Here is a 23,576-nt window from a genome sequence, read left to right as displayed (position 1 = left end):
GGCCGCGCGGGCGCGCGGGCCCCTGCTGGGGGCTCGCGCCCCCCCGCCGGCCGGTCGTCGGGCCCCCCCCCACCCCCGGCTCGTACAGCCGGCCGCCGGGCGCGGGCTCCCGCCCCGGGGTTTTGGCCGCCGCCGGGGCGGGTGATCGGCGCTGGGAGACCAGCACCGGCCGGGGTCCGCCCGCCGCCACCGGCAGCGAGGGCACGAGCCTGCGGCGCGCGCGCCACCGCTCGCGCTGCGCGAAGATCAGGGCCTCCGTCCTGGCGATCAGCGGTTCGCACCACGGCAGTCCCAGCAGGATCAGCAGCCCGGCAGCCCAGCCGAGGAGCACATCGCTCAGCCAGTGCGTACCGAGATAGGTGGTGGTCAGACCGACCCCGAGCGAGACCGTCGCGGAGAGCGCCGACAGATAGCGCCGGGTCTTGGGGGTGGTGGCCAGATACGCCAGGATTCCCCAGGTCACCACCGCGTTGGCGGTGTGCCCGGAGGGAAATATATCGCCGCCGGCGAACAGCTCGGGAGAGCCGATCCGGGTGGCGTAGTGAGGGCCGAGCCGGCCGAGGCCGATCTTGACCGCGCCGACGGTCGCGTTGAGCAGCAACAGCGACACGCCGAGCACCAGCAGGGGCCGCAGGGTGTGCTGGCGCCAGGAGCGCCAGCCCAGCCAGGCGGCGACCATCACGGCCGTGGGGCCGCGTTGGCCGAGCACCACGAAGTAATCGAGATAGGGGTGCAGCTCCGGCCACTGCTGATAGGGCCGGAACAGCATGACCTTCCAGTCGATGAGCACCAGCCAGGTCGAGGCCAGCACGGCGACGACGATGGCGAGATAGAACGCAGACGTCCCGCCGAAGAGGGCGAGGCGAGTGCGGCTCATCCGCGGGATCTCTATCTTCGGCGGTTCCGGCTCTCGGTCCAAGCGGGCGAAGATGTCGGTACGCACCCTATCGACGTTACAGCGAGTGAGTGCGGGGCTAGGCCGATCCAGCGTCTTTGTGATGACGATGTGATGTGGAGTATGTCTCAGGCGTGATGGTTTATTTGCTGCCAACTCGGAAATCCCGGAGGTCACCCGGCCTATTGCTCATCCGCTCTCCTGAAGGGTCCTTTCGGTGGCGCGAATTGACGTTCACCACTCTGCCGTATGAATTCTTTCTCATCTCCGCCGCCGTCCCGGGCCCGGACGGCGGCGGAGTCGGCGGCGGCCCGGCGTGGCGCACGCCACACGCGACCGCCGCTCGGAACTCGCGTACGCTGACGGCTCACTCGCCCGTCGATGCCGGACCGCCCTGAGGGACCGTCCCCGTCCCCGGCTGGCCCGCCGAGCGCGAGGAGAGATCACTGGAGGTGTGCATGTCAGGGGCGACCACGGCCGCGGCACGATTGCGTGCGGCGGGCGGCGGCGGCAATCGCTGGGTCGTCCTTCTCGTCCTCTGTGTGAGTCTGCTGCTGGTCGCGCTGGACGCCACCGTGCTGCACATCGCGGTCCCCGCGGTCACCGAGGATCTGCGCCCCACCGGTGTCGAGCTGCTGTGGATGGTGGACGCCTATCCGCTGATCTGCGCCGCCCTGCTGATCCTCTTCGGAACCCTCGGCGACCGCGTCGGCCGCCGGCGGGTGCTGCTGCTCGGCTTCGGGATCTTCGGCGTCGCCTCGGCCCTCGCCGCGTTCGCCACCACCCCCGAGGTGCTGATCGCGGCCCGCGCCCTGCTCGGCCTCGGCGGCGCGATGATCATGCCGGCGACCCTCTCGATACTCCGCTCGGTCTTCCCCGACCGGCGGGAGCGGGCGATGGCCATCGGCATCTGGACCGCCGTCGCCGCCATCGGCGCGGCCACCGGACCGGTCCTCGGCGGCTTCCTCATCGAGCACTTCTGGTGGGGTTCGGTCTTCCTCGTCAACATCCCGCTGATGATGATCCTCCTCCCGGCGGGCCGCTGGCTGCTGCCCGAGTCGAAGGGCGGCTTCGACGGCCCCTGGGACGTCCTCGGCGCGCTGATGGCGGCGGGCGGAGTCCTCGGCATCGTCCTCGGGGTGAAGCGGATCGGCGTCGGACACCAGCTGCTCGACCCCGTCACCGGCGTCCCGCTGCTGACCGGCGCGGCGCTGCTGATCCTCTTCGTCCGCAGGCAGAGACGCCGCAGGCATCCGCTGATCGACATCCGGATGTTCGCCGCGCCCGCCTTCTCCACCTCCGTCGGCTGCATCGTGCTCGCCATGCTCGCGCTGGTCGGGCTCCAGCTGATCGCCGTCCAGTACCTTCAGCTGATCCTCGGGCTGGGCCCGCTGGAGACCGGGCTGAGGCTGCTGCCGCTGACCTTCGCCGCGATGGCCGCCGGGGCGAGCGGCTCGTACATCCTGCGCCGTGTCGGCACCCGCCGCATGGTCGGCTGGGGCTTCGTGCTGACCGCCGGGGCGGTGCTGCTGCTGACGCTGATGGGACAGCAGGACCGGCCGGTGCTGCTCACCACCGGATTCGTCCTTCTCGGATTCGGACTCCAGACCACCCTGTTCGCGGCGTACGAGTCGATGCTCAGCGAGGCCCCGCCGGAGCACGCGGGCGGGGCCGCGGCGATCGGCGAGACCTCGTACCAGCTGGGCGCGGGCATGGGCACCGCGCTGCTCGGCAGCGTCATGAACGCGGCCTACGCCCCCGCGTTCCACTCGCTCGCCGGGGTGCCCCAAGGGGCCGCCTCCGCCGCCTCCCACTCGCTGGGCGAGGCCTATCAGGTCTCGGAGCGCCTCGGCGGCGCGGCCGGTGAGGCGCTGCGCACCACCGCGCGCCACTCCTTCGTCGACGGCCTGCACATCACCCTGACGGTCAGCGCCGGGCTGCTGCTGCTCGGCTCGCTCGCCGCGCTGAAACTGCCGACGATCGTGGAGTGCGCGCCCGGGCGGCGGGGCGCCAAGGCGGCCGGGACGGTCTGCCCGCCGCCCCGGCGCGGCGAACCGGCGGACCCCGACGACCCGTGCGACGGCCCGCTCGCCGCGCTCCCCGGCACCGCCCTGACGGCCGGGCGCGAACCCGCCCCCTGTGCCGCCGACGCCTCCGGCTCCCCGCGCTGAACGGTCCTTCGCCTCCCGTCCGGTGATACGCCGGTGATACGCGGGGGCGGGCGGTTCCGGCGTGGCGGGCGGGTCTGGACGGCCGGGACGGCGGACCGTAACGTCGGAGCCCGTGATCGACCGAAGCTGCCGCCCAGCCGTCTGCCCAGCGGAGGCCCGTATGCCCGAAAGCCCGACGCCGGCTCGCTTCGACGCCGCCGACCCGCTCGGCATCGACGAGCTGCTCACCCCCGAGGATCTGGCGGTCCGCGACACCGTGCGCGCCTGGGCCGCCGAGCGCGTCCTGCCGTACATCGCCGACTGGTACGAGCGCGGCGAGCTGCCCGGCATCCATGAGCTGGCCCGGGAGCTGGGCGCGATGGGCGCGCTCGGGATGTCGCTGAAGGGGTACGGCTGCGCGGGCGCGAGCGCGGTCCAGTACGGACTGGCCTGTCTGGAGCTGGAGGCGGCCGACTCCGGCATCCGCTCCCTGGTCTCCGTGCAGGGTTCCCTCGCGATGTACGCGATCCACCGTTACGGCTCCGAGGAGCAGAAGCTGCGCTGGCTGCCCGGCATGGCGGCGGGGGAGACCATCGGCTGCTTCGCGCTCACCGAGCCCGACCACGGCTCGGACCCGGCCGGTATGCGCACCCACGCCCGGCGGGACGGCTCGGACTGGGTGCTGACGGGCCGCAAGATGTGGATCACCAATGGCTCGGTGGCCGGGGTCGCCGTGGTCTGGGCCCGGACGGACGACGGCATCCGGGGCTTCGTCGTCCCGACCTCGCTGCCCGGTTTCACGGCCCCCGAGATCCGCCACAAGTGGTCCCTGCGGGCGAGCGTCACCAGCGAACTGGTCCTGGACGGGGTCCGGCTGCCCGCCGACGCGGTCCTCCCCGGGGCCACCGGCCTCGGCGGCCCGCTCCGCTGTCTGAACCACGCGCGGTACGGGATCGTCTGGGGGGCCATGGGCGCGGCGCGCGCCAGCTTCGATTCGGCGCTCGACTACGCCCGTACCCGGGAGCAGTTCGGCAGGCCCATCGGCGGTTTCCAGCTCACTCAGGCCAAGCTGGCCGACATGGCGGTGGAGCTGCACAAGGGGATCCTGCTCGCCCACCATCTGGGGGTGCGGATGGACGCGGGCCGGCTCCGTCCGGAGCAGGTGAGCTTCGGGAAGCTGAACAACGTCCGCGAGGCGATCGACATCTGCCGCACCGCGCGGACGGTGCTGGGGGCCAATGGGATCTCGCTGGAGTATCCCGTGATGCGGCACGCGACCAATCTGGAGTCGGTCCTCACCTACGAGGGCACCGTCGAGATGCATCAGCTCGTGCTGGGCAAGGCGCTCACCGGGCTGGACGCGTTCCGGTGAGCCCGGGGCCCGGTGACCCGGGTCCGGGTCGCGGCCGGTGAGCGCCCGCTCAGCTCTGGTTGTAGAAGCCGTCCTGGGGACGGCCCTGCGGCTCGCCGGTGACGACCTGGGTGTGCGCGGGGCTCAGCAGGAAGACCCGGGTGGCCACCCGCTCGATGGAGCCGCGCAGTCCGAAGGTGAGCCCGGCCGCGAAGTCGACCACGCGCTTGGCGTCGCCGGACTCCAGCGAGGTGAGGTTGACGATCACCGGGACGCCCTCGCGGAACAGCTCGCCGATGTTGCGGGCGTCCCGGAAGCAGGTGGGCGAGACAGTGGCGATCCGGCGGCTCTCGGCCTGGGCGGACTCGGAGGCGACGCGCACCCGGGGGTCGGTGACCCAGGCGTCGGCCGTCTCGGCACCCTCTGAGTACTCGGCGTACTCGTCGGCGTAGTAGCGCTCGTCGTTGTCCTCGACGAGTCCCAGCCAGGCGCTCGCCTTGCGCACAGATCCCATGGACGCCTCCTTCCACTGCGGTCCGCTCACTAGCGGTCTTTCGTCTTTCCTGTCCCTATCGTGGTCCATCATGCGGATCGCGCGCCAAGTGGATAGCCGCAGCGCAGGGGTTTCGTGACGGGACTGGTGCAGATGATGTGGTGGTTCGTCAGCTTTCTTCCCGTATGCGGGTGGTGATCCGCACAAAATATGAAAGTCAGTCCGGATGGGTGACGTCCAGGACGTACGGGTGATCGATCCCTCGATACGATGCGGCCCGCACAATTGAACGACGCACGGGGGAAAATCATGTTCGGGATCGTCCGGCCCTGCGGCCATCGGCTCACCGAAGGGCTCAGGGCGGAGTGGATGGCGCACCTCTGCGGCCTCTGTCTGGCGCTCCGCTCGGACCACGGCCAATTCGCACGAGTGGTCACCAATTATGACGGCCTGATCATCTCCGTCCTGACGGAGGCTCAGTCCGAACGGACCCCCGCGGCCCGCCGCACCGCGGGCCCCTGCCCGCTGCGCGCCATGCGCACCGCCCCCGTCGCCCGGGGCGAGGGAGCCCGGCTCGCGGCCGCCGTCTCGCTGGTGCTGGCCTCCGCCAAGGTGCGCGACCATGTCGCCGACCGGGACGGGCTGCTGGCCCGCAAACCGCTCGCCGCCGCCGCCCGCAAGGTCGCGGCGGGCTGGGACCGGGCGGGCTCGCGGGCGGGCGCGCGCGTCGGCTTCGACACCGCCGTACTCCTCGACGCGGTCGACCGGCAGACCGGGATCGAGGCCCTCGCCGGGCCCGGCACCCCGCTGCTGACGGTCACCGAGCCCACCGAGACGGCCACGGCCGCCGCCTTCGCGCACACCGCCGTGCTCGCCGGACGCCCCGAGAACGCCCTCCCGCTCGCCGAGGCGGGCCGCCTCTTCGGACGCCTCGCCCATCTGCTGGACGCGGTCGAGGACCAGTGGGCCGACGCCGCCGCCGGGGCCTGGAACCCGCTCACCGCCACCGGGACCCCGCTCGCCGAGGCCCGCCGGCTCGCCGACGACGCCGTGCGCGGAGTCCGCCTGGCACTGAGCGACGCGCGCTTCACCGACGGCCGGCTGGTCCACATCCTGCTCGCCCACGAACTCGCCACGGCGGTGGACCGGGCATTCGGTACGACAAGCTGCTCCCACCAGGGGCAGGTCTCGGCGTCCGGTTCTCACCGAAGCGGCCCAAACCACTCGTACGGGGGAGGCGGTCAGTACGACGGGGCACACCCCGGTGACCCCAGTGGCCCCAGGACCCCCGGCGGGCCGGGCGGCCCCGGCGGGAGCGGCCGACCGCCCGCCGACGGGCCCCGGCCCCCCTCCCCCCGGGGCTTCCTCGCGGGCTGCGCCGCCTTCACCGGACTGCTGTGCACCTGCCGGCTCTGCTGCGCCAAGGAGTACGAGGGCCCCTGGTCGCGCAAGAAGCGCAAGGGCTGCTGCCGCGACGGCGACTGCGTCGAGTGCTCGTGCTGCTCCTGCGAGGGCTGCTGCTGCGCCTGCGACTGACGATCCGTCAGGGCGTCAGGGCGTCGGGACGTCCCCCTCCGCCTCCCCGGGCAGCTCCTTTTCGAACGGCAGCAGACCGAGCGATTCCGGATCGGCGCGGACATCGAAGAGCGGGCGGTAACCGGTGGCCAGATACAGCCCCCTGGCCTCCGGCTGGCGCGGCCCGGTCGTCAAATGGATCCGGGTGTAGCCGTGCCCGGCCGCCTCCGCCTCCAGCACCCGCAGCACCTCCCGGGCGAGCCCCCGGCGGCGGTGGGCGGAGTGCGTCCAGATCCGCTTCAGCTCGGCGGTGACACCGTCGTACCGCCGGTACGCGCCGCCCGCCACCGGCCGCCCCCGCTCCAGCAGCAGCAGGAACGCGCCGTCGGGCGGGGCGAATTCGACGGCCGGATAGCGCGTCAGGTCGGAGCTGTCCCCGTACCGCACGAGGTACTCGTGGGACAGCTCCTCCAGCAGGGGCAGCGCCAGCGGGTCGGCGGGCGTCGTGCGGAGGACCGTTGTACGGGGTGCCGTCGTACGGAGGGCCGTCGGGACGGAATCGACGGAACCGGCGGAATCGACGGAATCACAGTGCGGGGTGTACGCCATGCGGACCCTTCGAGTTCGAGGGAGGGCGATCGGGGCGACGGTGCGGCGAGGGGAGTGGAGCGTGGTGCGCATCGCGGAGCAGGGTGACGACAGTGCCGTGACGGGGATCGCACGGCCCGCCGGACGCCGACGGCCGGTCCGGGAGGACCGACGGCGGTACGTCAGGGGCGGGGCCGGGCGGAGGGAGGGGCCGACAAAGGGCCCACGAGGCAGCGCGGTCGGCTCAACAGGAAGCGGACCACACGCGACCGAAGTCGATGTGGGAGCGCCTGACCAGCGGCTGCTGTGAAGACATGGCCCAAGTGGAACAGGCATCCGTTTTCGCGTCAACTGCCGTGAGATCAACGGCTCACAGTGTGGACACCCTTGACAGCGGACCCCGCCGAGCGCCTAGCCTCGGGCGGGGGTCGTGCTGAGGGGCGCGCTCCCCATCGCCTCGGCGCGCGCAGCGCGGACGCTTCCGGTGAAGACAGGCCCGTGTTCGATACACGCATCCACGGAGCCCTTCTATGGCCGCCCCTGCCGACGCCTTCTCCGCCAGCCCCCCGGCCCCGCCCGGCCCCACCGATGAGATCCGGCCACCCCGCCGCACCCGCAGGCCCCCGCCCGCCCCGCCGTCCATCGCCGTCATAGGCGCGGGCCCGCGCGGGGCCGGCTTCCTGGAGCGGCTCGCGGCCAACGCCCGGGAGCTGTACGGAGACCTCCCGCTGGAGGTCCATCTCATCGACCCCCACCCGCCGGGCCCCGGCCGCGTCTGGCGCGCCGACCAGTCCCCGCTGCTGTGGATGAACTCCATGGCCGAGGACGTCACCATGTTCACCGACGACACCGTCCGCCAGGAAGGACCCGTCAGACCCGGCCCCACCCTCGCGGAATGGGCCGGGGTCGACGGCCGCACCTTCTCCGCCCGCACCAGCCAGGGCTCCTATCTGCGCTGGTTCTACGAGCGGGCCGTGGCCGCCCTCCCGCCCTCCGTCACCGTCCACGAGCACCGGACCACCGCGCTGCGCGTCACCGGCCCGCGCGACGGCCCGCAGCGGATCCGGCTCGCGGGCGGGGGCCCGTCGCTCACCGCCGATCTGGTACTGCTCACTCTCGGCCATCTCGACGCCGAACCCGACGCCGAACAGAGCGCCCTCGCCGCCTTCGCCGACCGCCACGGACTGCTCCATCTGCCGCCCGACTTCACCGCCGACAGCGACCTCGACCGCATACCCGCCGGTGAGCCTGTCATCGTCCGGGGCCTCGGACTCGCCTTCATCGACCTCATGGTGCTGCTCACCGAGGGCCGCGGCGGACGGTACGAGAACGGCGAGTACGTCCCTTCCGGCCGGGAGCCCGTCCTGTACGCCGGATCGCGGCGCGGAGTCCCGTATCGTACGAAGATCGGATACGACCTCGGGGGCCAACCCCCGCCGCTGCCACGCCACTTCGGACCCGAGCAGACCGCGGAGCTGCTGCGCCGGGGCCCGCTCGACTTCCGGCGGGACATCTGGCCGCTCATCGACAAGGAACTCGGCCACGCCCACTACCACCGGCTCTTCCACGCCCACCCCGAGCGCACCTCCGGCGGCGGCTGGGCCGCCTTCGACGAGAGGTACACCGCCGTCGAGCCCGGCTCCCCCCGGCTGCGCGAACTGATCGCCGGCACCGTGCCCGACCCCGCCGACCGGCTCGACCTCCTCGGTCTGGACCGGCCCCTGGCGGGACGGCGCTTCGCCTCGCACGAGGCGCTCCAGAAGGAGCTGCGCGCCCATGTCGAGGCCGATCTGACCCGCGCCCACGACCCCGCCCGCAGCCCCGACCTCGCCGTCTTCCTCGGACTGCTCTCCGTCTACGGACAGCTCGTCCGGCTCGGCGACATCGGCAACTGGTGGCACGGCTACTTCAGCTATCTCGCCTCCGGCCCGCCGGGACCCCGGCTGCGCCAGCTGCTCGCGCTCTCCCGCGCCGGGGTCGTCCGCTTCCTCGGGCCCGACACGGCCGTCGGCACGGACGAGCGGCGCGGGGTCTTCCACGCGGCCGGCGCCGGGGTGGCCGGTCCGCCGGTGACGGCCCGGACACTCGTCGAGGCACGGCTGCCCGAACCCTCGCTGGAGCGCAGCGCCAGCCCGCTGCTGCGCGCGCTCCACGAGGGCGGGGCCGCGGGCACCCCGACCGGGCTGCTCGCCGTCGACCCGGCGGACGGCCGGATCCTGGACCGTACGGGAGCGTCCCACCCGCGCCGGTTCGCGCTCGGGCCGCACACCGACGGCCGCAACAGCGGGGCGTTCACCCGGCCCCGGACCGGCGGGGCGGCCTTCGGGCAGAACGACGCCACGGCGCGCGCGGCGCTCACCCTGCTGCGCGAACTCTCCGCCCGGACCCGCCCCTCCGCCTGACCCGCCCCGCCCGCCCTGTCCGTACCACCGCGCATCACCCCGTACCACCGTGCATCACCCCGTACCGCCCGCACCACCTCGTACCACCGTGCACCACCTCGTACCGCCCGTGGCCGAGCACCCCCCGGCCTCGGCGCTTCGACCGATCTCCCGCACCTCCACCGGTGAACCGACCACTCACCGGACCACCGCCCGTCGCGGGACCGACCGCCCGCGACGGCTCCGACCCCCCGGAGAGGCCTCCCATGTCCGCCACCCGCTCCCCCCATCTGGCCGTCGCCCTCGACGGTCCGGCGCACTGCGGCGCCGAGCACTACGCCGAACTCGCCGGGCTCGCCGAGCGCGGCGCCCTCGACTTCGTCACCCTCGGGGACTCCTTCGCCCGGCCCGGGCTCGACGCGCTCGCCGTGCTGGCCCGGCTCGCCCCCGGCACCCGCCGGATCGGTCTGGTGCCGACCGTGACCACCACCCACACCGAGCCGTTCCACGTCTCCACCTCGGTGGCCACCCTCGACTGGGTCAGCCGGGGCCGGGCCGGCTGGTCCGTCGGGGTCTCCGCCACCGAGGCGGAGGCCAGGCTCTTCGGCCGCCGCCCAGCCGCCCCCCTGGACGCGCTCTGGCGGGAGGCGGGCGAGGTCGCCGACGTCGTCGCCCGGCTCTGGGACAGCTGGGAGGACGACGCCGAGATCCGCTCCACCGCGACCGGCCGCTTCATCGACCGCAAAAAACTCCACCACGTCGACTTCCAGGGCTCCTCCTTCCGGGTCCGGGGCCCGTCGACCGTGCCCCGGCCGCCCCAGGGCCGACCGGTCACCGTCGTGGACCTCACCGGCGCGGGGGAACCGGGCCACCGGGTCGCCGCGGCCCACGCCGATGTCGTCCTGGTCCGGGCCGCCACCCCGGAGCGGGCGGCCCGGCTCCGCGCCGATCTGCACCGCGCCGCCGGGGCCCGCGGCCGGGACCCCCGGCAGCTCAGGGTGCTCGTCTCGATCGCCGTCGACCTCGGCGGGAGCGAGTCCGTCCCCCAGCCGGGGCTGGAGGCCAGACCCCGTACCGCCGCCCCCGTCGCGCACTTCAGCGGCGGCCCGGTCGAACTGGCCGAGCTGATCGCCCGCTGGCACCGGGCCGGGGCCGCCGACGGCTTCCATCTCGCCCCCATCGCCCCCCACCGGGACCTGGAGCGGATCGTCAACGGCACGGTCGCCCTCCTCCAGCACCGCAGCCTCTTCCGCACCTTCCACCCCGGCGGCACCCTCCGCGAACACCTCGGGCTCGCCCGGCCCGCCAACCAGTACGCCACCGCGCCCGGAGGAGGGGCCGCATGACCGCCTTACACCGCGAGCTGCACCTCGCCGCCCACTTCCCGGGCGTCAACAACACCACCGTCTGGGCCGACGAACGCTCCGGCAGCCAGATCGACTTCACCTCCTTCGAACATCTCGCCCGCACCGCCGAACGCGGACTCTTCGACTTCTTCTTCCTCGCCGAAGGGCTGCGGCTGCGCGAGCACAAGGGCCGGGTGCACGACCTCGACGTGGTCGGCCGCCCCGAGTCGATCACCGTGCTGAACGCGCTCGCGGCCGTCACCGACCGGCTCGGACTCGCCGCCACCGTCAGCGCCACCTTCAACGAGCCCTATGAACTCGCCCGCCGGCTGGCCTCCCTGGACCATCTCAGCGGCGGCCGGGCCGGCTGGAACGTGGTCACCACCTCCGACGCCTTCACCGGCGAGAACTTCCGGCGCGGCGGCTATCTGGACCGGGCCGACCGCTACCGCAGGGCGGAGGAGTTCCTCCACGCCGCCCGGAAGCTCTGGGACTCCTGGACCCCCGACGGCGCGGCGCGCCCCGTCGAGCACACGGGCGCGCACTTCACCATCGAGGGGGAGTTCACCGTACCCAGGTCCCCCCAGGGGCATCCCGTCGTCATCCAGGCCGGGGACTCCGCCGAGGGGCGCGACTTCGCCGCCGCCTCGGCGGACGTCATCTTCAGCAGGCACGGCACACTGGAGGCGGGCCGCGCCTTCTACGCCGACGTCAAGGCGCGCCTCGCCGCGCACGGCCGGCACCCCGACGACCTCAAGATCATGCCGGGGGTCACCTTCGTCCTCGGCGACACCGACGCCGAGGCCCGGGAGCGGGCCGCCGAGATCCGCCGGCAGCAGATCTCCCCGCAGAACGCGATCCTCGCCCTGGAGCGGATCTGGGGCCGGGACCTCTCCTCGTACGACCCCGACGGGCCGCTCCCGGAGATCGACCCGGAACCGGACTCCACCCTCGCCCAGGGCCGGGTGAGGATGGACGACCCCTTGGAGATCGCGGCCCGGTGGCGGGCCCTGTCGAAGGCGAAGGGCCTCTCGATCCGGCAGACCGTCATCGAGACCACCGGCCGTCAGTCCTTCGTCGGAACCCCGCGGACGGTCGCCGAGGAACTGCTGCGCTTCGTCGACCTGCGGGCGGCCGACGGATTCATCCTCGTACCGCACATCACCCCCGGCGGACTCGACGAATTCGTCGACCGCGTGGTGCCCCTGCTCCAGGAGCGCGGAGCCTTCCGGACGGAGTACTCCGGCCGGACCCTCCGCTCCCACCTGGGGCTCGCCGAGCCGATATGGAAAGGTTGACAGCATGACCACCCAGGCACAGAGACCGGCCGAGGACGGCAGCGACGAGCCGCGGGAGTGGCGGAAGTGGCACCGGCGGCGGGTGGAGACCATCACCGCGCCGTACGGGCCGCTCTCGCTCACCGGCACACACTGGCTGGAGGACCACCCGGACGGGCGGATCCCGCCGGTCCCGGGCACCTGGACGGCCGACGGCGACGAGGTGGTGCTCACCGCCGGGGCCGCCGACGGACTCACCCTCGACGGCAAGCCGTTCACCGGGACCGCCCGGCTCACCGCCCACCACGGCCCCATCCCCGAGGCGCCGGTCGCCCACGGGGACCGGCGCCTCGTGGTGCTGCGCCGCGAAGGGCTCTGGGCGGTACGCGACTTCGACCCCGGCTCCCCGGCGCGCGCCGCGTTCACGGGCATCGAGGCCACCGGGTACGACCCCCGCTGGACGCTGCCCGGGCGCTTTCTGCCCTATCCGGAGCACCGCAGCGTCCGGGTGGCCAACGCCGACGGGCGCGAGCGCGGGCTCGGCCTCGCGGGCGAGATCGTCTTCGTGCTCGACGGGGAGGAGCACCGGCTGCACGCGGCCGTCGAGGACGACGGCTCGCTCTGGGCGGTCTTCTCCGACACCACCGGCGGGGACACCAGCTACCGGTTCCGCTTCCTGCGCCCGGCGGCCCCGGCCGAGGACGGCTCGGTGACCGTCGACTTCAACCGGGCGCTGCTGCCGCCCTGCGCCTTCGCCGACCACTTCATCTGCCCGTTCCCGCCGCCCGGGAACACCCTCCCGGTCGCCGTGGCGGCGGGGGAGCGCGTCCTGCTGGGCGGCTGACCCGGCCGCCGCGCCCTCCTCGCTCCCCTTCCGACCCCGGGCCCGCCCCCGGCCGCCTGCGCGCCGCCGGGGGCGGTGCTCCGTCCCCGATGCCCCGAACGACCCCGGAACACGGGAGTACGCGCCCCCGCCGCGGGGAAGGCCGTCTGCGGGCCGCGGCGACGGGCCCGGCGTCACGAAGCGCCCCGGGGGCGAGGCCCAGGGGCCCGGAGACGGGGGCGGGGACATGAGGCGGATCGGGATCACCGGCCACCGGTTCATCCCCGAAGGGGCCGGCGGACACATCAGGGCCCGGCTGCGCGAGGCGCTCCACGGCCACGAGGGGACGCTGGAGGCGTACTCCAGCCTCGCTGTCGGCGCGGACCAGATCTTCGCGGACGTGGCGCTCTCCTGCGGGGCCGAGCTGACGGCCGTGATCCCCAGCGGCGACTACGCGGACGGCTTCACCGAACCGGCCGAACTCGCCCGCTTCCAGGAGCTGAGGGGGCGGGCGACCAGGGAGGTCCGGCTGGCCTTCCCGCACTCCACGGACGAGGCGTACTACGCGGCGGGGGCGTACATCGCGGACAACTGCGACCGGCTGTTCGCCGTCTGGGACGGCTGCCCGGCGCGCGGACTCGGCGGCACGGCCGACATCGTCCACTACGCCAGGGGCCGGGGCACCCCGGTGACCGTCATCTGGCGCGAGGGGCTGAAGCGCCCCTGATCCCCGGCCCCTGACCCTGCTCCGACCTCTGTCCGCCCCCTTCTCAGCTGCGGTGCCGGACCAGCCAGTCCGTGTGCTGCGGGGACACGATCCGCTCCGTCTCATAGACGGCGGACGGCCACTGCGCCTCGGTGACCGTGGTCTCCATCGCGGTGTGCATCGCCGCCAGATCCTCCTCCACCAGCGAGTGCGCGGCGATCAGCGGCTGGTGACGGCGGATCTCGGACCAGGCCAGAGCCGCCGCGGCCGCCGCCGAGAGCACCCCCGCCGCGCCCGCCGAGCCGGTGAGCGAGAAGGCGCGCAGCAGGGAGACGAAGAGCGCCCCCAGGGTGAGCAGGCCGATCGAGAGCGACCACAGCAGCGTCGCCCGGCGGGAGTTCTCCGCGCTGCGGTGGTACCAGTTGCGCTGTTCGATCAGCCGGTCCCGGACGAAGGTCTCCCGGCGGGCGGGATACGGCTCCGCGCGCAGCCGCCGCATGGCCGGGGTGATCAGCTCGGCCGCGGCCAGCTCGGGCAGGGTGTGCCGGGGGTCCCGCCAGCCCACTTTGGCGAGTTCCCCGAGGCCGTCCCCGAGCCGTTCGGCGAAGGCCGTGTCGGGATCGCCCGATCGGGCATCGAAAGGTGTTCCATGCACGGAATAGCGCCAGCACAGCGATTTGATGAACTCGGCCGCCGAGCGATTCAGTTGCCATTGCGACTTCGCGCCGCGCTTGGAAGCGCGGTAGCCCAGCAGGAGCACTCCGGCGTACGCCAACGCCCCCAGCGCGCCGGGGAGTTGGATCGAGCCGCCCACCGTGAGCGACGAGGGCAGCGCCGCCGCCGCGGCCCCCACCACCAGCAGCAGCAGGGAAATTCGGGTGGATCCCACGGATTCCCGCTGGCGGGCGACGGCTATGGAGTCGGTGTGGTGGAAGAGGGCGGGGAGATCGCTGTTGCGGAATACGATGCTCCCCGTTGCACCAGGAAACCCGGTCATATGTCCCCCTGACTGCTGTATGCCTTCACTCTTTAGGTGGAATGACCCGTTCTGGAGCCGCCTGTGAGAATGTGACGAACTCTTTCGCGCCCTGTCCCCGAGCTGAGTTGCCGACAGTGGCCATGAGAGTAAAGTCGTGCCGCCACCACCGCAATGGTGCGTGGTGAACAGCGTTGGGACACAAGATCAAAGGACGGCCCCCCATGACGATTCAGACCATCCCGGCCTTCGCCGCCGCGAAGAAGAACAGAGTTCCCCTGGCACAGATCGACGTTCGGGGGGCGGAGGCGGCAAAGAGGCTCGCGCGGGTTCTCCCCACCACGGGCGAGCACACCGTACGCTCCGCCACGTTCAACTCGGCTCTCTAGCCCGGTCTCTCGCCGGTCTGCCCCTAGACTGGCGGAATGAAAGGACCGCTGGTCCCGTTCCGCGAGATCGTGCTGAAGGTTCACAGCAGGTGTGATCTCGCCTGTGACCACTGCTATATCTACGAACACGCCGACCACAGCTGGCGTAACCGTCCCAAGGCAATCTCCGACGAAGCGATTTCCTGGACAGCTCTGCGACTGGCCGAGCATGCCAAGAGCCATGCCCTGCCCTCCGTGTCAGTGATCCTGCACGGAGGGGAGCCTCTGCTCGCCGGTCCCGGCAGGCTCCGCCGGGTCTGCGAAGAGCTGACCGCCGCTCTCGACGGCGTCGCGGAGCTGGATCTGCGGATCCACACCAATGGGCTCCAGCTCAGCCCCCGCTATCTCGATCTCTTCGACGAGTTCGGCGTCAAGGTGGGCATCTCCCTCGACGGCGACCGCGCCGCCAACGACCGGCACCGCCGCTTCGCCGACGGACGCACCAGCCACCCCCTGGTCCTGCGCGCCGTCGAACTGCTCCGCCAGGAGCGCTACCGCCATCTCTACCTCGGTCTGCTCTGCACGGTCGACATCGCCAACGACCCCGTCGCCGTGTACGACGCCCTCGCCGAACTCGCCCCGCCGCGCGTCGACTTCCTGCTCCCGCACGCCACCTGGGAGAGCCCGCCGCCCCGGCCCGACGGCTCGCCCACCGCGTACGCCGACTGGCTGCTGGCCGTCTTCGACCGCTGGGACGAAGGCGGCAGGACCATCCCCGTACGCCTCTTCGACTCCGTCCTCTCCACCCTCACCGGCGGCCCCGGCCTGACCGAATCGCTCGGTCTGGCCCCCACCGACCTGGTCGTCGTCGAGACCGACGGCGCGCTGGAGCAGGTCGACTCGCTCAAGAGCGCCTACGACGGGGCCGCCGCCACCGGCTTCGACGTCTTCACCCACCCCTTCGACCTGGTGGCCGGCCACCCCGGGGTCAGAGCCCGCCAGCTCGAACTGGCGGGCGTCGGCGAGACCTGCCGCACCTGCCCCGTCGTGCGCTCCTGCGGCGGCGGCCTCTACGCCCACCGCTACAGCGCCCACAGGGAATTCGACAACACCTCCGTCTACTGCGCGGACCTCGAAGCCCTCGTCCGGGGCATCGAGGCGCGCGACGCCGAGGCCCTCACACCCGCCGCCGTGACCGATCCGGACGCCCTCGCCGCCGAACACCAGAACCTCACCCTCACCCTCCTCGCCTCCCTCCACCGCGAACTGGACGGGCGGGGCGGCGAGGAGTGGGACCGGGCCTGGCGGCTCGCCCTCGCCCTCGACCCCGGCGGCCCGGCGCTCGACGCCCTCCTGAGCCACCCCTACGCCCACACCTGGCTGCGCCGCACCCTCACCGGGCTCGCCGCCGGACGGCCGGGGGCCATCGCCGAGGCCCTGCGGCTGTCCGCCCATCTCGCCGCCGCCCTCATCACCGCAGGCGACCCGGCCGCCCCGGTCCCGGCCCTGGCCCCGGTCCCGGCCCCGGTCCCGGTTCCCGTCCCGTACGAGGACGGACTCCTCGAACTGCCCGCGCTCGGCACACTGCGCCTCTTCCCGCCGGGCCCCCGCTCCCGGGGCGAAGCCCTCGTCACGGCCGAGGCGGACGGATTCACCGTGACCGCCGAGGGCCGGAGCCCGCTGAAGGTGGCCCCGGGCGTCGAGACCGCCGACTGGCGTCCCGTACGCACCGTCGGCGGCGGCGGAGCGCCCCCGCTCCGCCTCGACGACCTCGACCCCTGCCGGGACTGCTTCGACGCCCCCGCGCTGCCCCGGCTGGACCCGGCCGAGGCCGACCGCTGGGACCGCAGGCTGACCGGGGCCTGGGCGCTCCTGCGGTCGGCCGCCCCCGCCCGGGCGGCGGAACTGGCCGGCGCTCTGACCACCCTGACCCCGCTGGCACCTGGGGAAACACCGGTTTTTGGCCGGTCGGCCACGCGTGAGCCGGGCGTACGCGGGCACGGTTATGGAGCGCTGGGAATCGCCCTGCCCGCCACCGACCGGGAACTGGCGGTCGCGCTCCTCGGCGCTTTCGGGCGGGCCAGGCTGAACGCCCTGCTCGAAGTGGCGGATCTCTACGCGCAGGACGGCTGGTGGCGCCATCCGGCGCCCTGGCAGGAGGGGGAGGTCCCGGTGTCGGAACTGCTGGCGGGAGTCTGCGAGAGAGCGGCTCTCGCGCCCCTCGACCCCGAGGGCGCGCACCAGGCCGCGCAGGGGCTGAAGACCCTGGAGGACGCGCCCGAACTGACCGTCGCCGGGCGGCGGCTGCTGGCCGAGCTGTGGCGGGAACTGGACGGCTCGGGCGGTCCGGACGGCTCCGGCGGTACGGACAGCACGAGCGGCCCGGACGGTACGAGCGGCTCGGACGGTGTGGACGGTTCCGGCGCGGAGCCGGGCCATGCCTGAGCCGGGGCGCGCGAGCCCCCGGGAGCACGAGCGCCTCACCCGCTCCCTGCGGGCCCTGGGCGTCGCCGAGGGCATGACCCTGCTGGTGCACGCCGCCCTCCGCCCCACCGGACTCCACTCCGACACCCTCAGGGACGCACTCCTCGACGCCCTCGGCCCGGACGGCACCCTGGTCACCCCAGCCTTCACCGAGGCCAACTCCGACACCTCCGACGCCTACCGCGCCCTGGTCGCCGGTCTGACGCCCGAGGAGACCGAGACCTTCCGCCGGAACATGCCCGCCTTCGACCCGGCCACCACACCGAGCCAGGGCATGGGCCGGCTCGCCGAGTCCGTCCGCACCGCCCCCGGGGCCGTCCGCAGCACCCATCCGCAGACCTCGTTCGCGGCCGTCGGCCGGCGCGCCGGGGAATTGCTCTCCGGTCACACCCTCTCCTCCCACCTCGGTGAGAACTCCCCTCTCGGCGCTCTCTACCGGACCGACGCGCGCGTATTGATGATCAATGTGGATTTCGACGTCTGCACCGCCTTTCATCTCGCCGAGTACCGGACCAATGCGCCCCTTCGGTCGTATCGTTGTGTAGTTCTGTGCCCCGACGGGGGTAAGAAATGGACGGAGTACGACGACGTCCGGCTGGACGAGAGCGATTTTGGCGCGATCGGTGCCGCGTTCACGTGGGGCACGGAACAGAAGGGCCGGCTGAGAGGCAGGCCCACCAGACTGTTCTCGGTCCGGGCCGCCGTCGATCACGCCGTGGCCTGGATGACGGAGAAACGGCGCTGATTGACCGAACAGCGGGGAGACGGGATGTGTCGGGCTCCGAAATGATTAATTCGTTGTTGTCCCGCGTCGAAACCGGATGCGGAGGCGGGTGTTCCCACAGGACGGGGGTCGTGTGTCGGAAACAGCGCAGCGTGCGCCGGACCATCGGCCGTACTTCTTCTTGAGCTACGCGCACACACCGAGGTACGGGGTGGGCGGACCGGACCCCGACATGTGGGTGGAACGGCTGTTCAGGGATCTGTGCGGCCATGTGCTGGCCCTGACCGATCTGCCCGCCGGATCCCCGGCAGGCTTCATGGACCGGGAGATACGCTCCGGCGAGGGCTGGTCCGAACGGCTCGGCGAGGTGCTCTCCACCTGCCGGGTCTTCGTCCCGCTCTTCTCCCCCCGCTACTTCGCCAGCGAGATGTGCGGCAAGGAGTGGTACGCCTTCGCCCAGCGCGCCATCTACCACCAGGCCAAGAGCAACCGCTCGGCGGAGGCCATAGTCCCCGCGCTCTGGGTGCCACTGCCCCCCGAGCAGCTCCCCGGCCCCGCCGAACGGCTCCAGTTCAACCACCGGGCCTTCGGCGACCGCTATGTCACCGACGGCCTCTACGGCCTCATCAAGCTGCGCCGGTTCGCCGAGGAGTACGAAGCCGCCGTCTATGAGCTGGCCAAACGCATCGTCAGCGTCGCCGACACCACCCGGGTCGCCTCCGGCAGCCCGGTCGACTACCGGCACGCCCCCAGCGCCTTCGGGAAACCCAGCGGCGGCCCCCGCCCCATGCACCTCACCATCGCCGCCCCCACCCGGCACGACCTCCCCGAGGGCCGCGCCCCCGACTACTACGGAAAACAGTCCCAGGACTGGAACCCCTACCACCCCGACTCGGCGCGCCCCCTCGCCTATGTCGCCCAGGACCTGGTCCGCTCCCTCAACTACCAGGCCACCGTCTCCTCCTTCGACCACGAGGCCCCGCCCGACCCCGACCAGCCGCCGGCCCGCCCCGAAATACTCCTCGTGGACCGCTGGGCCCTGGAGGACGACGAGCGCTGCGCCCGGCTCGCCGCCTTCGACGCCGAGCCCCGCCCCTGGGTCAGCCTCGTCGTCGCCTGGAACCGCGACGATCCGCAGAGCAGACTCTCCGAAGCCCAGCTGGTCAGGAAATTGGAACGGACCATGCCACGCCAGATGAGCCAGGGCCGCCCCGCCTGCCGCCTCGCGGCCCGGGGGGTCTTCAGCATGGAGGCCTTCGGCCAGATCCTCCCCCAGGTCGTGGAGTCCGCGGCCCAGGAGTATCTGCGGCACGCCGAGGTCTTCCCGCCCGCCCCGCCGCCCGGTTCCGCCCGGCCCACCAGATTCCGGCTCAGCGGCCCCATGGGAGCCCCCGCCCCCGCTCCCGCCCCCGACCACCCCGACACCCACTCGCGTGGCACAGCCCCCGATGCGGAGGACACGGATGACGGCCGGTCGTGACGGACGCATCGTCACCTTCTACTCGTACAAAGGCGGCACGGGCCGCACCATGGCCCTGGCCAACACCGCCTGGATCCTCGCCTCCAACGGCAAACGGGTCCTCGCGGTCGACTGGGACCTGGAAGCACCCGGACTCCACCGCTTCTTCCACCCCTTCCTCGACCCCTCCACCCTCGGCGCGACCACCGGTGTCATCGACCTGATCACCGACTACGCCTGGGCCGCCATCACCCCCGACACCGGCCGGCGAGACGACTGGCACGTCGACTACGCCCGTATCCAGCCGCACGCCGTCTCCCTCACCCCGGAGAACCTCGGCTGGGAGTTCCCCGGCAAGGGCACCCTCGACTTCGTCTCGGCCGGCCGGCAGAACCGCGAGTACTCGGCGACCGTCTCCACCTTCGACTGGGACAACTTCTACGACCGGCTCGGCGGCGGCCTCTTCTTCGACGCCCTGCGCGACGACATGAAGGCCACCTACGACTACGTCCTCATCGACAGCCGCACCGGGCTCAGCGACATCGCCGACATCTGCACCGTCCACCTCCCCGACATCCTGGTCGACTGCTTCACCCTCAGCGACCAGTCCATCGACGGCGCGGCCTCCGTCGCCCGGCAGATCGATGAGCGCTACGGCGGCCGGGGCATCAGGATCTACCCGGTGCCGATGCGGATCGACGAGGGCGAGAAGGAGAAGGCCGACGCGGGCCGGGCACTGGCCCGGGTCAAGTTCGACCGCTTCCCCACCGGGCTCTCCGGGGACGACCTCACCTCCTACTGGGGCGCGGTGGAGATCCCCTACCGGCCCTACTACGCCTACGAGGAGACCCTCGCCACCTTCGGCGACGAGACCGGGCTGACCAACTCCCTCCTCTCCTCCTTCGAGCGGCTCACCGCCGTCATCACCGAACAGCGGATCACCTCCATGCCCACGGTCGGCGACGAGACCAGACTCCGCATCAAGGACGCCTTCACCCGGCGCAGGCCCGCCCTCCCCGCCGACCTCTTCCTCAGCTACGTCGCCGAGAACCGGATGTGGGCCGACTGGATCGAAGCCGTGCTCACCCACGCCGGCTTCCGCGTCGTGCCCCGCGACGTCTCCGTCGAACGCGAGGGCTCCGACGACCACACCATCGCCGAGAACGCGGCCCGCACCGTGGTCCTGCTCTCCGGCGCCTACCTCAAGTCCCCCCGCGCGGTCCATCTGTGGCAGCGCTCCTTCGGCGACGACGGCGGCGGCGCCCGCCACCATCTGCTGCCCGTCCGGGTGGGCGACGTCCGCCTCACCACCCCCTACATCGACCGCAATCCCATCGACCTCTTCCGGCTCGACGAGGTCCAGGCCACCAGCGCCCTGCTGCGCGCCCTGGAACGCCCCGTACAGCTGCCCGACGGCGGATCGCCCGGCCCGCGCTTCCCCGGCACCGTCCCCAAGATCTGGAACGCGCCGCCCCGCAACCCCGGCTTCACCGGCCGCTCGATCGCGCTGGAGCAGATGCGCGACCGGCTCGGCGGCGGCATGTCGGTGGCCGCCGTACTGCCCCAGCCGCAGACCCTCTACGGGCTCGGCGGCGTCGGCAAGACCCAGGTCGCCATCGAGTACGTCCACCGCTTCATGGCCGACTACGACCTGGTGTGGTGGATCTCGGCGGAACAGCCCGACGATGTCATCGAAGGCCTCGCCGAGCTGGCCACCCGCCTCGGCGCACAGGGCGGCGAGGACATGACGGCCGCCTCCAGCGAGGCCATCGACCTGCTCCGCCGGGGGGTGCCGCACGCCCGCTGGCTGCTGGTCTTCGACAACGCCGACGACCCCGAGCAGCTCAAGCGGTTCTTCCCGCCCCAGGGCCCCGGCCACATCCTCGTCACCTCCCGCAACCAGACCTGGTCCCAGTACGGCGACGCGCTCCCCATCGACGTCTTCACCCGGGAGGAGTCCGTCGAGCACCTCCAGCGGCGCGCCCGCGGACTGACCGTCGCCGACGCCGACCAGGTCGCCACCGCCGTCGGCGATCTGCCGCTCGCCGTCGAACAGGCCGCCGCCTGGATCGCGGAGACCGCGACCCCGGTCTCCGACTATCTGGAACGCCTCCGGGAACAGGCCACCAGCGTCCTCGGGCTCAACCAGCCCGCGGGCTACCCCCAGCCCGTCGCCGCGACCTGGAACGTCTCCATCGAGAAGCTCAAGGAGCGCTCACCGGCCGCCGTGCGCCTGCTCCAGCTCTGCGCCTTCTTCGCACCCGAGCCGATCTCCGCCAATCTCCTCTACAGCAAGGAGATGATCGACGCCCTCAAGCCCTACGACGCCTCGCTCCAGGAGAAGCTGGTGCTCGGCCGGGTCATCCGGGAGATCGGCCGGTTCGCGCTCGCCAAGGTCGACCAGGTCAACAACAGCATCCAGGTGCACCGGCTCGTCCAGGCCGTCATCCGGGCCCAGCTGACCGAACAGGAACAGCGCGACGCCCGGCACGCCGTCCACCGGGTGCTCGCCGGGGCCAGGCCCGACGACGACGAGCCGATCGACAACCCCGCCACCTGGGAGCGGTTCGCCACCATCTGGCCCCATCTGGCCACCTCGGAGGCGCGCAACTGCTCCGAGCCCGAGACCAGACGACTCCTCATCGACCGGGTGCGCTACCTCTGGAAGCGCGGCGACTGGGTCACCGCCCGCACGGTCGCCGACGAGGCCCGGGAGACCTGGCGCACCATGCTCGGCACCGACGACCTCCAGTACCTCTACCTCTGCTTCCACATCTCCAACCTCTACCGCTCCCAGGGCCGCTACAAGGAGGCCAGGGCGCTCGACGAGGAGACCCTGGAGCGCCAGCGGGCCGTCCTCGGCGCGACCCACCCGCACACCTACATGACCACCAGCGGACTCGCGATGGACCTCGGCACCCTCGGCCAGTACGCCAAGGCGATGGAACTCGCCCGCGAGGCCCACGACGGATTCAGCCAGATCTTCCACGAGTCGCACCCCCGAACCCTGGCCGCCGCCAACAACCTCGCCCTCAATCTGCGGATGGTCGGCCAGTACTCCAGAGCCCGCGAGATCGACCAGGAGGTCTTCGACCGCCGCACCGAAGTGCACGGCCCCGGCCATCCGTACACCCTCTCCTCCGCCACCTCGCTCGCCCGCGACCTGCGGGAGACGGGCCGCTACGAGGAGTCCGTCATCCTCCTCGGCCGCACCTACGAGCTGTACAAGGAACACCTCGGACGGAGCTTCCCCGGCACCCTCGCGGCCGGCAAGAGCCTCGCCGTCTCACTGCGCAGAGCGGGCCGGCTGGAGGACGCCCGGCGGCTCACCACGGCCACCCGCAACCGCTACCGCTCCCGCTCCTCCAACCCCGACTCCCTCGCCTGCGACCTCAACCTCGCCGCCGACCTCTTCGCGGGCGGCGAGCCGGTCGCGGCGCGCGATCTCGCGCAGGAGGTGGTGGACCAGTACATGCTGGTGCCGGGCGAGCGCCACCCGTACACCCTCGCGGCCATCAACAACCTGGGCATCTTCCAGTGGGGCTGCGGCGACCCGGAGTCCGCGGAACGGCTGCTGGCCGATGTGAGCACCAAGATGCGCGAGGTGCTCGGCGAGAGCCACCCCCACTTCCTCTACAGCACGATCAACCTCGCCAACGCGCTCGCCGACCTGGGCGCCACGGCCGAGGCGCTGGAGATCGAGCAGCGCTCGGCGGCCAGGCTCCGCGATGTGCTGGGCCCCCACCACCCCGAGGTGCTCGGCGTCGTCTCCAACCTCGCGGTCACCCTCGGCGCGCTCGGACGCGAGAACGAATCGGCCCGGCTGCGGGCGGAGACGGTCGCCGAGCTGACCCGCCAGCTCGGCGAGGACCACGCGCTGACGAGAATCGCCCGGGACCAGCGCAGGGTCCACCGGGACCTGGAGCCGCTGGCCGTCTGAGCCCGGCCGGGGCGCGCCGCCCCACGGGGGGCGCGGGCCCGCCGGGGGAGGGCGCCCGCAGCCAGGGCAGCGACCGCGGGGGCGGGTGCAGCGCGGGGGA

The 23,576-nt window shown here is 72.6% G+C and carries 17 protein-coding genes; 13 read left to right on the top strand and 4 right to left on the bottom strand.

Features of this window, described 5'->3' with window-relative positions; all coding sequences use genetic code 11:
• Positions 1-943: phosphatase PAP2 family protein (locus IE247_RS19795; protein WP_229869228.1), on the bottom strand; the 943-nt coding region annotated here is incomplete at its 3' end.
• A gap of 410 nt (positions 944-1,353) precedes the next feature.
• On the opposite strand from IE247_RS19795, the gene IE247_RS19790 reads away from it, so the two are divergent.
• Positions 1,354-3,066, top strand: coding sequence for an MFS transporter (locus IE247_RS19790; protein ID WP_190124514.1), 1,713 nt, complete (start codon positions 1,354-1,356; stop codon positions 3,064-3,066).
• A gap of 160 nt (positions 3,067-3,226) precedes the next feature.
• Complete coding sequence (locus IE247_RS19785; RefSeq protein ID WP_190124513.1) at positions 3,227-4,417, top strand: acyl-CoA dehydrogenase family protein; 1,191 nt, start codon at positions 3,227-3,229, stop codon at positions 4,415-4,417.
• A 49-nt stretch (positions 4,418-4,466) separates the two neighbouring features.
• On the opposite strand, the gene IE247_RS19780 is transcribed toward IE247_RS19785, so the two are convergent.
• Complete coding sequence (locus tag IE247_RS19780; protein ID WP_190124512.1) at positions 4,467-4,910, bottom strand: cell division protein SepF; 444 nt, start codon at positions 4,908-4,910, stop codon at positions 4,467-4,469.
• A 288-nt stretch (positions 4,911-5,198) separates the two neighbouring features.
• On the opposite strand from IE247_RS19780, the gene IE247_RS19775 reads away from it, so the two are divergent.
• Complete coding sequence (locus tag IE247_RS19775) at positions 5,199-6,425, top strand: DUF5685 family protein (protein WP_190124511.1); 1,227 nt, start codon at positions 5,199-5,201, stop codon at positions 6,423-6,425.
• Between the two features lie 15 nt (positions 6,426-6,440).
• On the opposite strand, the gene IE247_RS19770 is transcribed toward IE247_RS19775, so the two are convergent.
• Complete coding sequence (locus tag IE247_RS19770; protein ID WP_229869230.1) at positions 6,441-6,893, bottom strand: GNAT family N-acetyltransferase; 453 nt, start codon at positions 6,891-6,893, stop codon at positions 6,441-6,443.
• Between the two features lie 629 nt (positions 6,894-7,522).
• On the opposite strand from IE247_RS19770, the gene IE247_RS19765 reads away from it, so the two are divergent.
• From IE247_RS19765 to IE247_RS19745, 5 genes are all read left to right on the top strand, one after another.
• Complete coding sequence (locus IE247_RS19765) at positions 7,523-9,394, top strand: FAD/NAD(P)-binding protein (RefSeq protein ID WP_190124510.1); 1,872 nt, start codon at positions 7,523-7,525, stop codon at positions 9,392-9,394.
• Between the two features lie 245 nt (positions 9,395-9,639).
• A complete protein-coding gene (locus IE247_RS19760) occupies positions 9,640-10,719 on the top strand; it encodes an LLM class flavin-dependent oxidoreductase (RefSeq protein WP_190124509.1) in 1,080 nt (359 codons plus the stop codon).
• Positions 10,716-12,017 (top strand): NtaA/DmoA family FMN-dependent monooxygenase, encoded by a 1,302-nt coding sequence (locus IE247_RS19755; RefSeq protein ID WP_190124508.1) that lies wholly within the window; start codon positions 10,716-10,718, stop codon positions 12,015-12,017. The genes IE247_RS19760 and IE247_RS19755 overlap by 4 nt, the downstream gene beginning before the upstream one ends.
• A gap of 4 nt (positions 12,018-12,021) precedes the next feature.
• Positions 12,022-12,840: a DUF1684 domain-containing protein gene (locus tag IE247_RS19750; protein ID WP_190124507.1), complete on the top strand. Its 819-nt coding sequence runs from the start codon at positions 12,022-12,024 to the stop codon at positions 12,838-12,840.
• Positions 12,841-13,066: 226 nt separating this feature from the next.
• Entirely contained in the window at positions 13,067-13,546 is a 480-nt protein-coding gene (locus IE247_RS19745) for a hypothetical protein (protein WP_190124506.1), read from the top strand.
• A 43-nt stretch (positions 13,547-13,589) separates the two neighbouring features.
• Here the strand turns inward: IE247_RS19745 and IE247_RS19740 are convergent, their stop codons facing one another.
• On the bottom strand, positions 13,590-14,522 hold the full coding sequence (locus IE247_RS19740) for a DUF4231 domain-containing protein (protein WP_190124505.1): 933 nt from the start codon (positions 14,520-14,522) through the stop codon (positions 13,590-13,592).
• Between the two features lie 203 nt (positions 14,523-14,725).
• Between IE247_RS19740 and IE247_RS19735 the strand changes: the two genes are divergently transcribed.
• The 5 genes from IE247_RS19735 to fxsT all read left to right on the top strand — a co-directional run bounded on the left by IE247_RS19735 (position 14,726) and on the right by fxsT (position 23,476).
• Positions 14,726-14,890: an FxSxx-COOH-like cyclophane-containing RiPP peptide gene (locus tag IE247_RS19735; RefSeq protein ID WP_190124504.1), complete on the top strand. Its 165-nt coding sequence runs from the start codon at positions 14,726-14,728 to the stop codon at positions 14,888-14,890.
• A gap of 36 nt (positions 14,891-14,926) precedes the next feature.
• Positions 14,927-17,314 (top strand): radical SAM/SPASM protein FxsBH, inactivated beta-hydroxylase extension form, encoded by a 2,388-nt coding sequence (gene fxsBH / locus IE247_RS19730; RefSeq protein WP_190124503.1) that lies wholly within the window; start codon positions 14,927-14,929, stop codon positions 17,312-17,314.
• A complete protein-coding gene (locus IE247_RS19725) occupies positions 17,307-18,098 on the top strand; it encodes an AAC(3) family N-acetyltransferase (protein WP_190124502.1) in 792 nt (263 codons plus the stop codon). Before fxsBH ends, IE247_RS19725 begins: the two co-directional genes overlap by 8 nt.
• Before the next feature lie 76 nt (positions 18,099-18,174).
• A complete protein-coding gene (locus tag IE247_RS19720) occupies positions 18,175-19,557 on the top strand; it encodes a TIR-like protein FxsC (RefSeq protein WP_190124501.1) in 1,383 nt (460 codons plus the stop codon).
• Entirely contained in the window at positions 19,541-23,476 is a 3,936-nt protein-coding gene (fxsT, locus tag IE247_RS19715; RefSeq protein ID WP_190124500.1) for an FxSxx-COOH system tetratricopeptide repeat protein, read from the top strand. The genes IE247_RS19720 and fxsT overlap by 17 nt, the downstream gene beginning before the upstream one ends.
• Positions 23,477-23,576: the final 100 nt, after the last annotated feature.

Source organism: Streptomyces inusitatus (assembly GCF_014651115.1).
GTDB lineage: Bacteria > Actinomycetota > Actinomycetes > Streptomycetales > Streptomycetaceae > Streptomyces > Streptomyces amakusaensis.
Note: the sequence above shows the minus strand (reverse complement) of the source record. Positions and strands in the feature narration are given on the sequence as shown.

Bases quoted from the DNA above. Each gene is read 5' to 3' on its own strand.
- IE247_RS19790 (WP_190124514.1), top strand. From the start codon at position 1,354: ATGTCAGGGGCGACCACGGCCGCGGCACGATTGCGTGCGGCGGGCGGC.
- IE247_RS19785 (WP_190124513.1), top strand. From the start codon at position 3,227: ATGCCCGAAAGCCCGACGCCGGCTCGCTTCGACGCCGCCGACCCGCTC.
- IE247_RS19780 (WP_190124512.1), bottom strand. From the start codon at position 4,910: ATGGGATCTGTGCGCAAGGCGAGCGCCTGGCTGGGACTCGTCGAGGAC.
- IE247_RS19775 (WP_190124511.1), top strand. From the start codon at position 5,199: ATGTTCGGGATCGTCCGGCCCTGCGGCCATCGGCTCACCGAAGGGCTC.
- IE247_RS19765 (WP_190124510.1), top strand. From the start codon at position 7,523: ATGGCCGCCCCTGCCGACGCCTTCTCCGCCAGCCCCCCGGCCCCGCCC.
- IE247_RS19760 (WP_190124509.1), top strand. From the start codon at position 9,640: ATGTCCGCCACCCGCTCCCCCCATCTGGCCGTCGCCCTCGACGGTCCG.
- IE247_RS19755 (WP_190124508.1), top strand. From the start codon at position 10,716: ATGACCGCCTTACACCGCGAGCTGCACCTCGCCGCCCACTTCCCGGGC.
- IE247_RS19750 (WP_190124507.1), top strand. From the start codon at position 12,022: ATGACCACCCAGGCACAGAGACCGGCCGAGGACGGCAGCGACGAGCCG.
- IE247_RS19745 (WP_190124506.1), top strand. From the start codon at position 13,067: ATGAGGCGGATCGGGATCACCGGCCACCGGTTCATCCCCGAAGGGGCC.
- IE247_RS19740 (WP_190124505.1), bottom strand. From the start codon at position 14,522: ATGACCGGGTTTCCTGGTGCAACGGGGAGCATCGTATTCCGCAACAGC.
- IE247_RS19735 (WP_190124504.1), top strand. From the start codon at position 14,726: ATGACGATTCAGACCATCCCGGCCTTCGCCGCCGCGAAGAAGAACAGA.
- fxsBH (WP_190124503.1), top strand. From the start codon at position 14,927: ATGAAAGGACCGCTGGTCCCGTTCCGCGAGATCGTGCTGAAGGTTCAC.
- IE247_RS19725 (WP_190124502.1), top strand. From the start codon at position 17,307: ATGCCTGAGCCGGGGCGCGCGAGCCCCCGGGAGCACGAGCGCCTCACC.
- IE247_RS19720 (WP_190124501.1), top strand. From the start codon at position 18,175: ATGCGGAGGCGGGTGTTCCCACAGGACGGGGGTCGTGTGTCGGAAACA.
- fxsT (WP_190124500.1), top strand. From the start codon at position 19,541: ATGACGGCCGGTCGTGACGGACGCATCGTCACCTTCTACTCGTACAAA.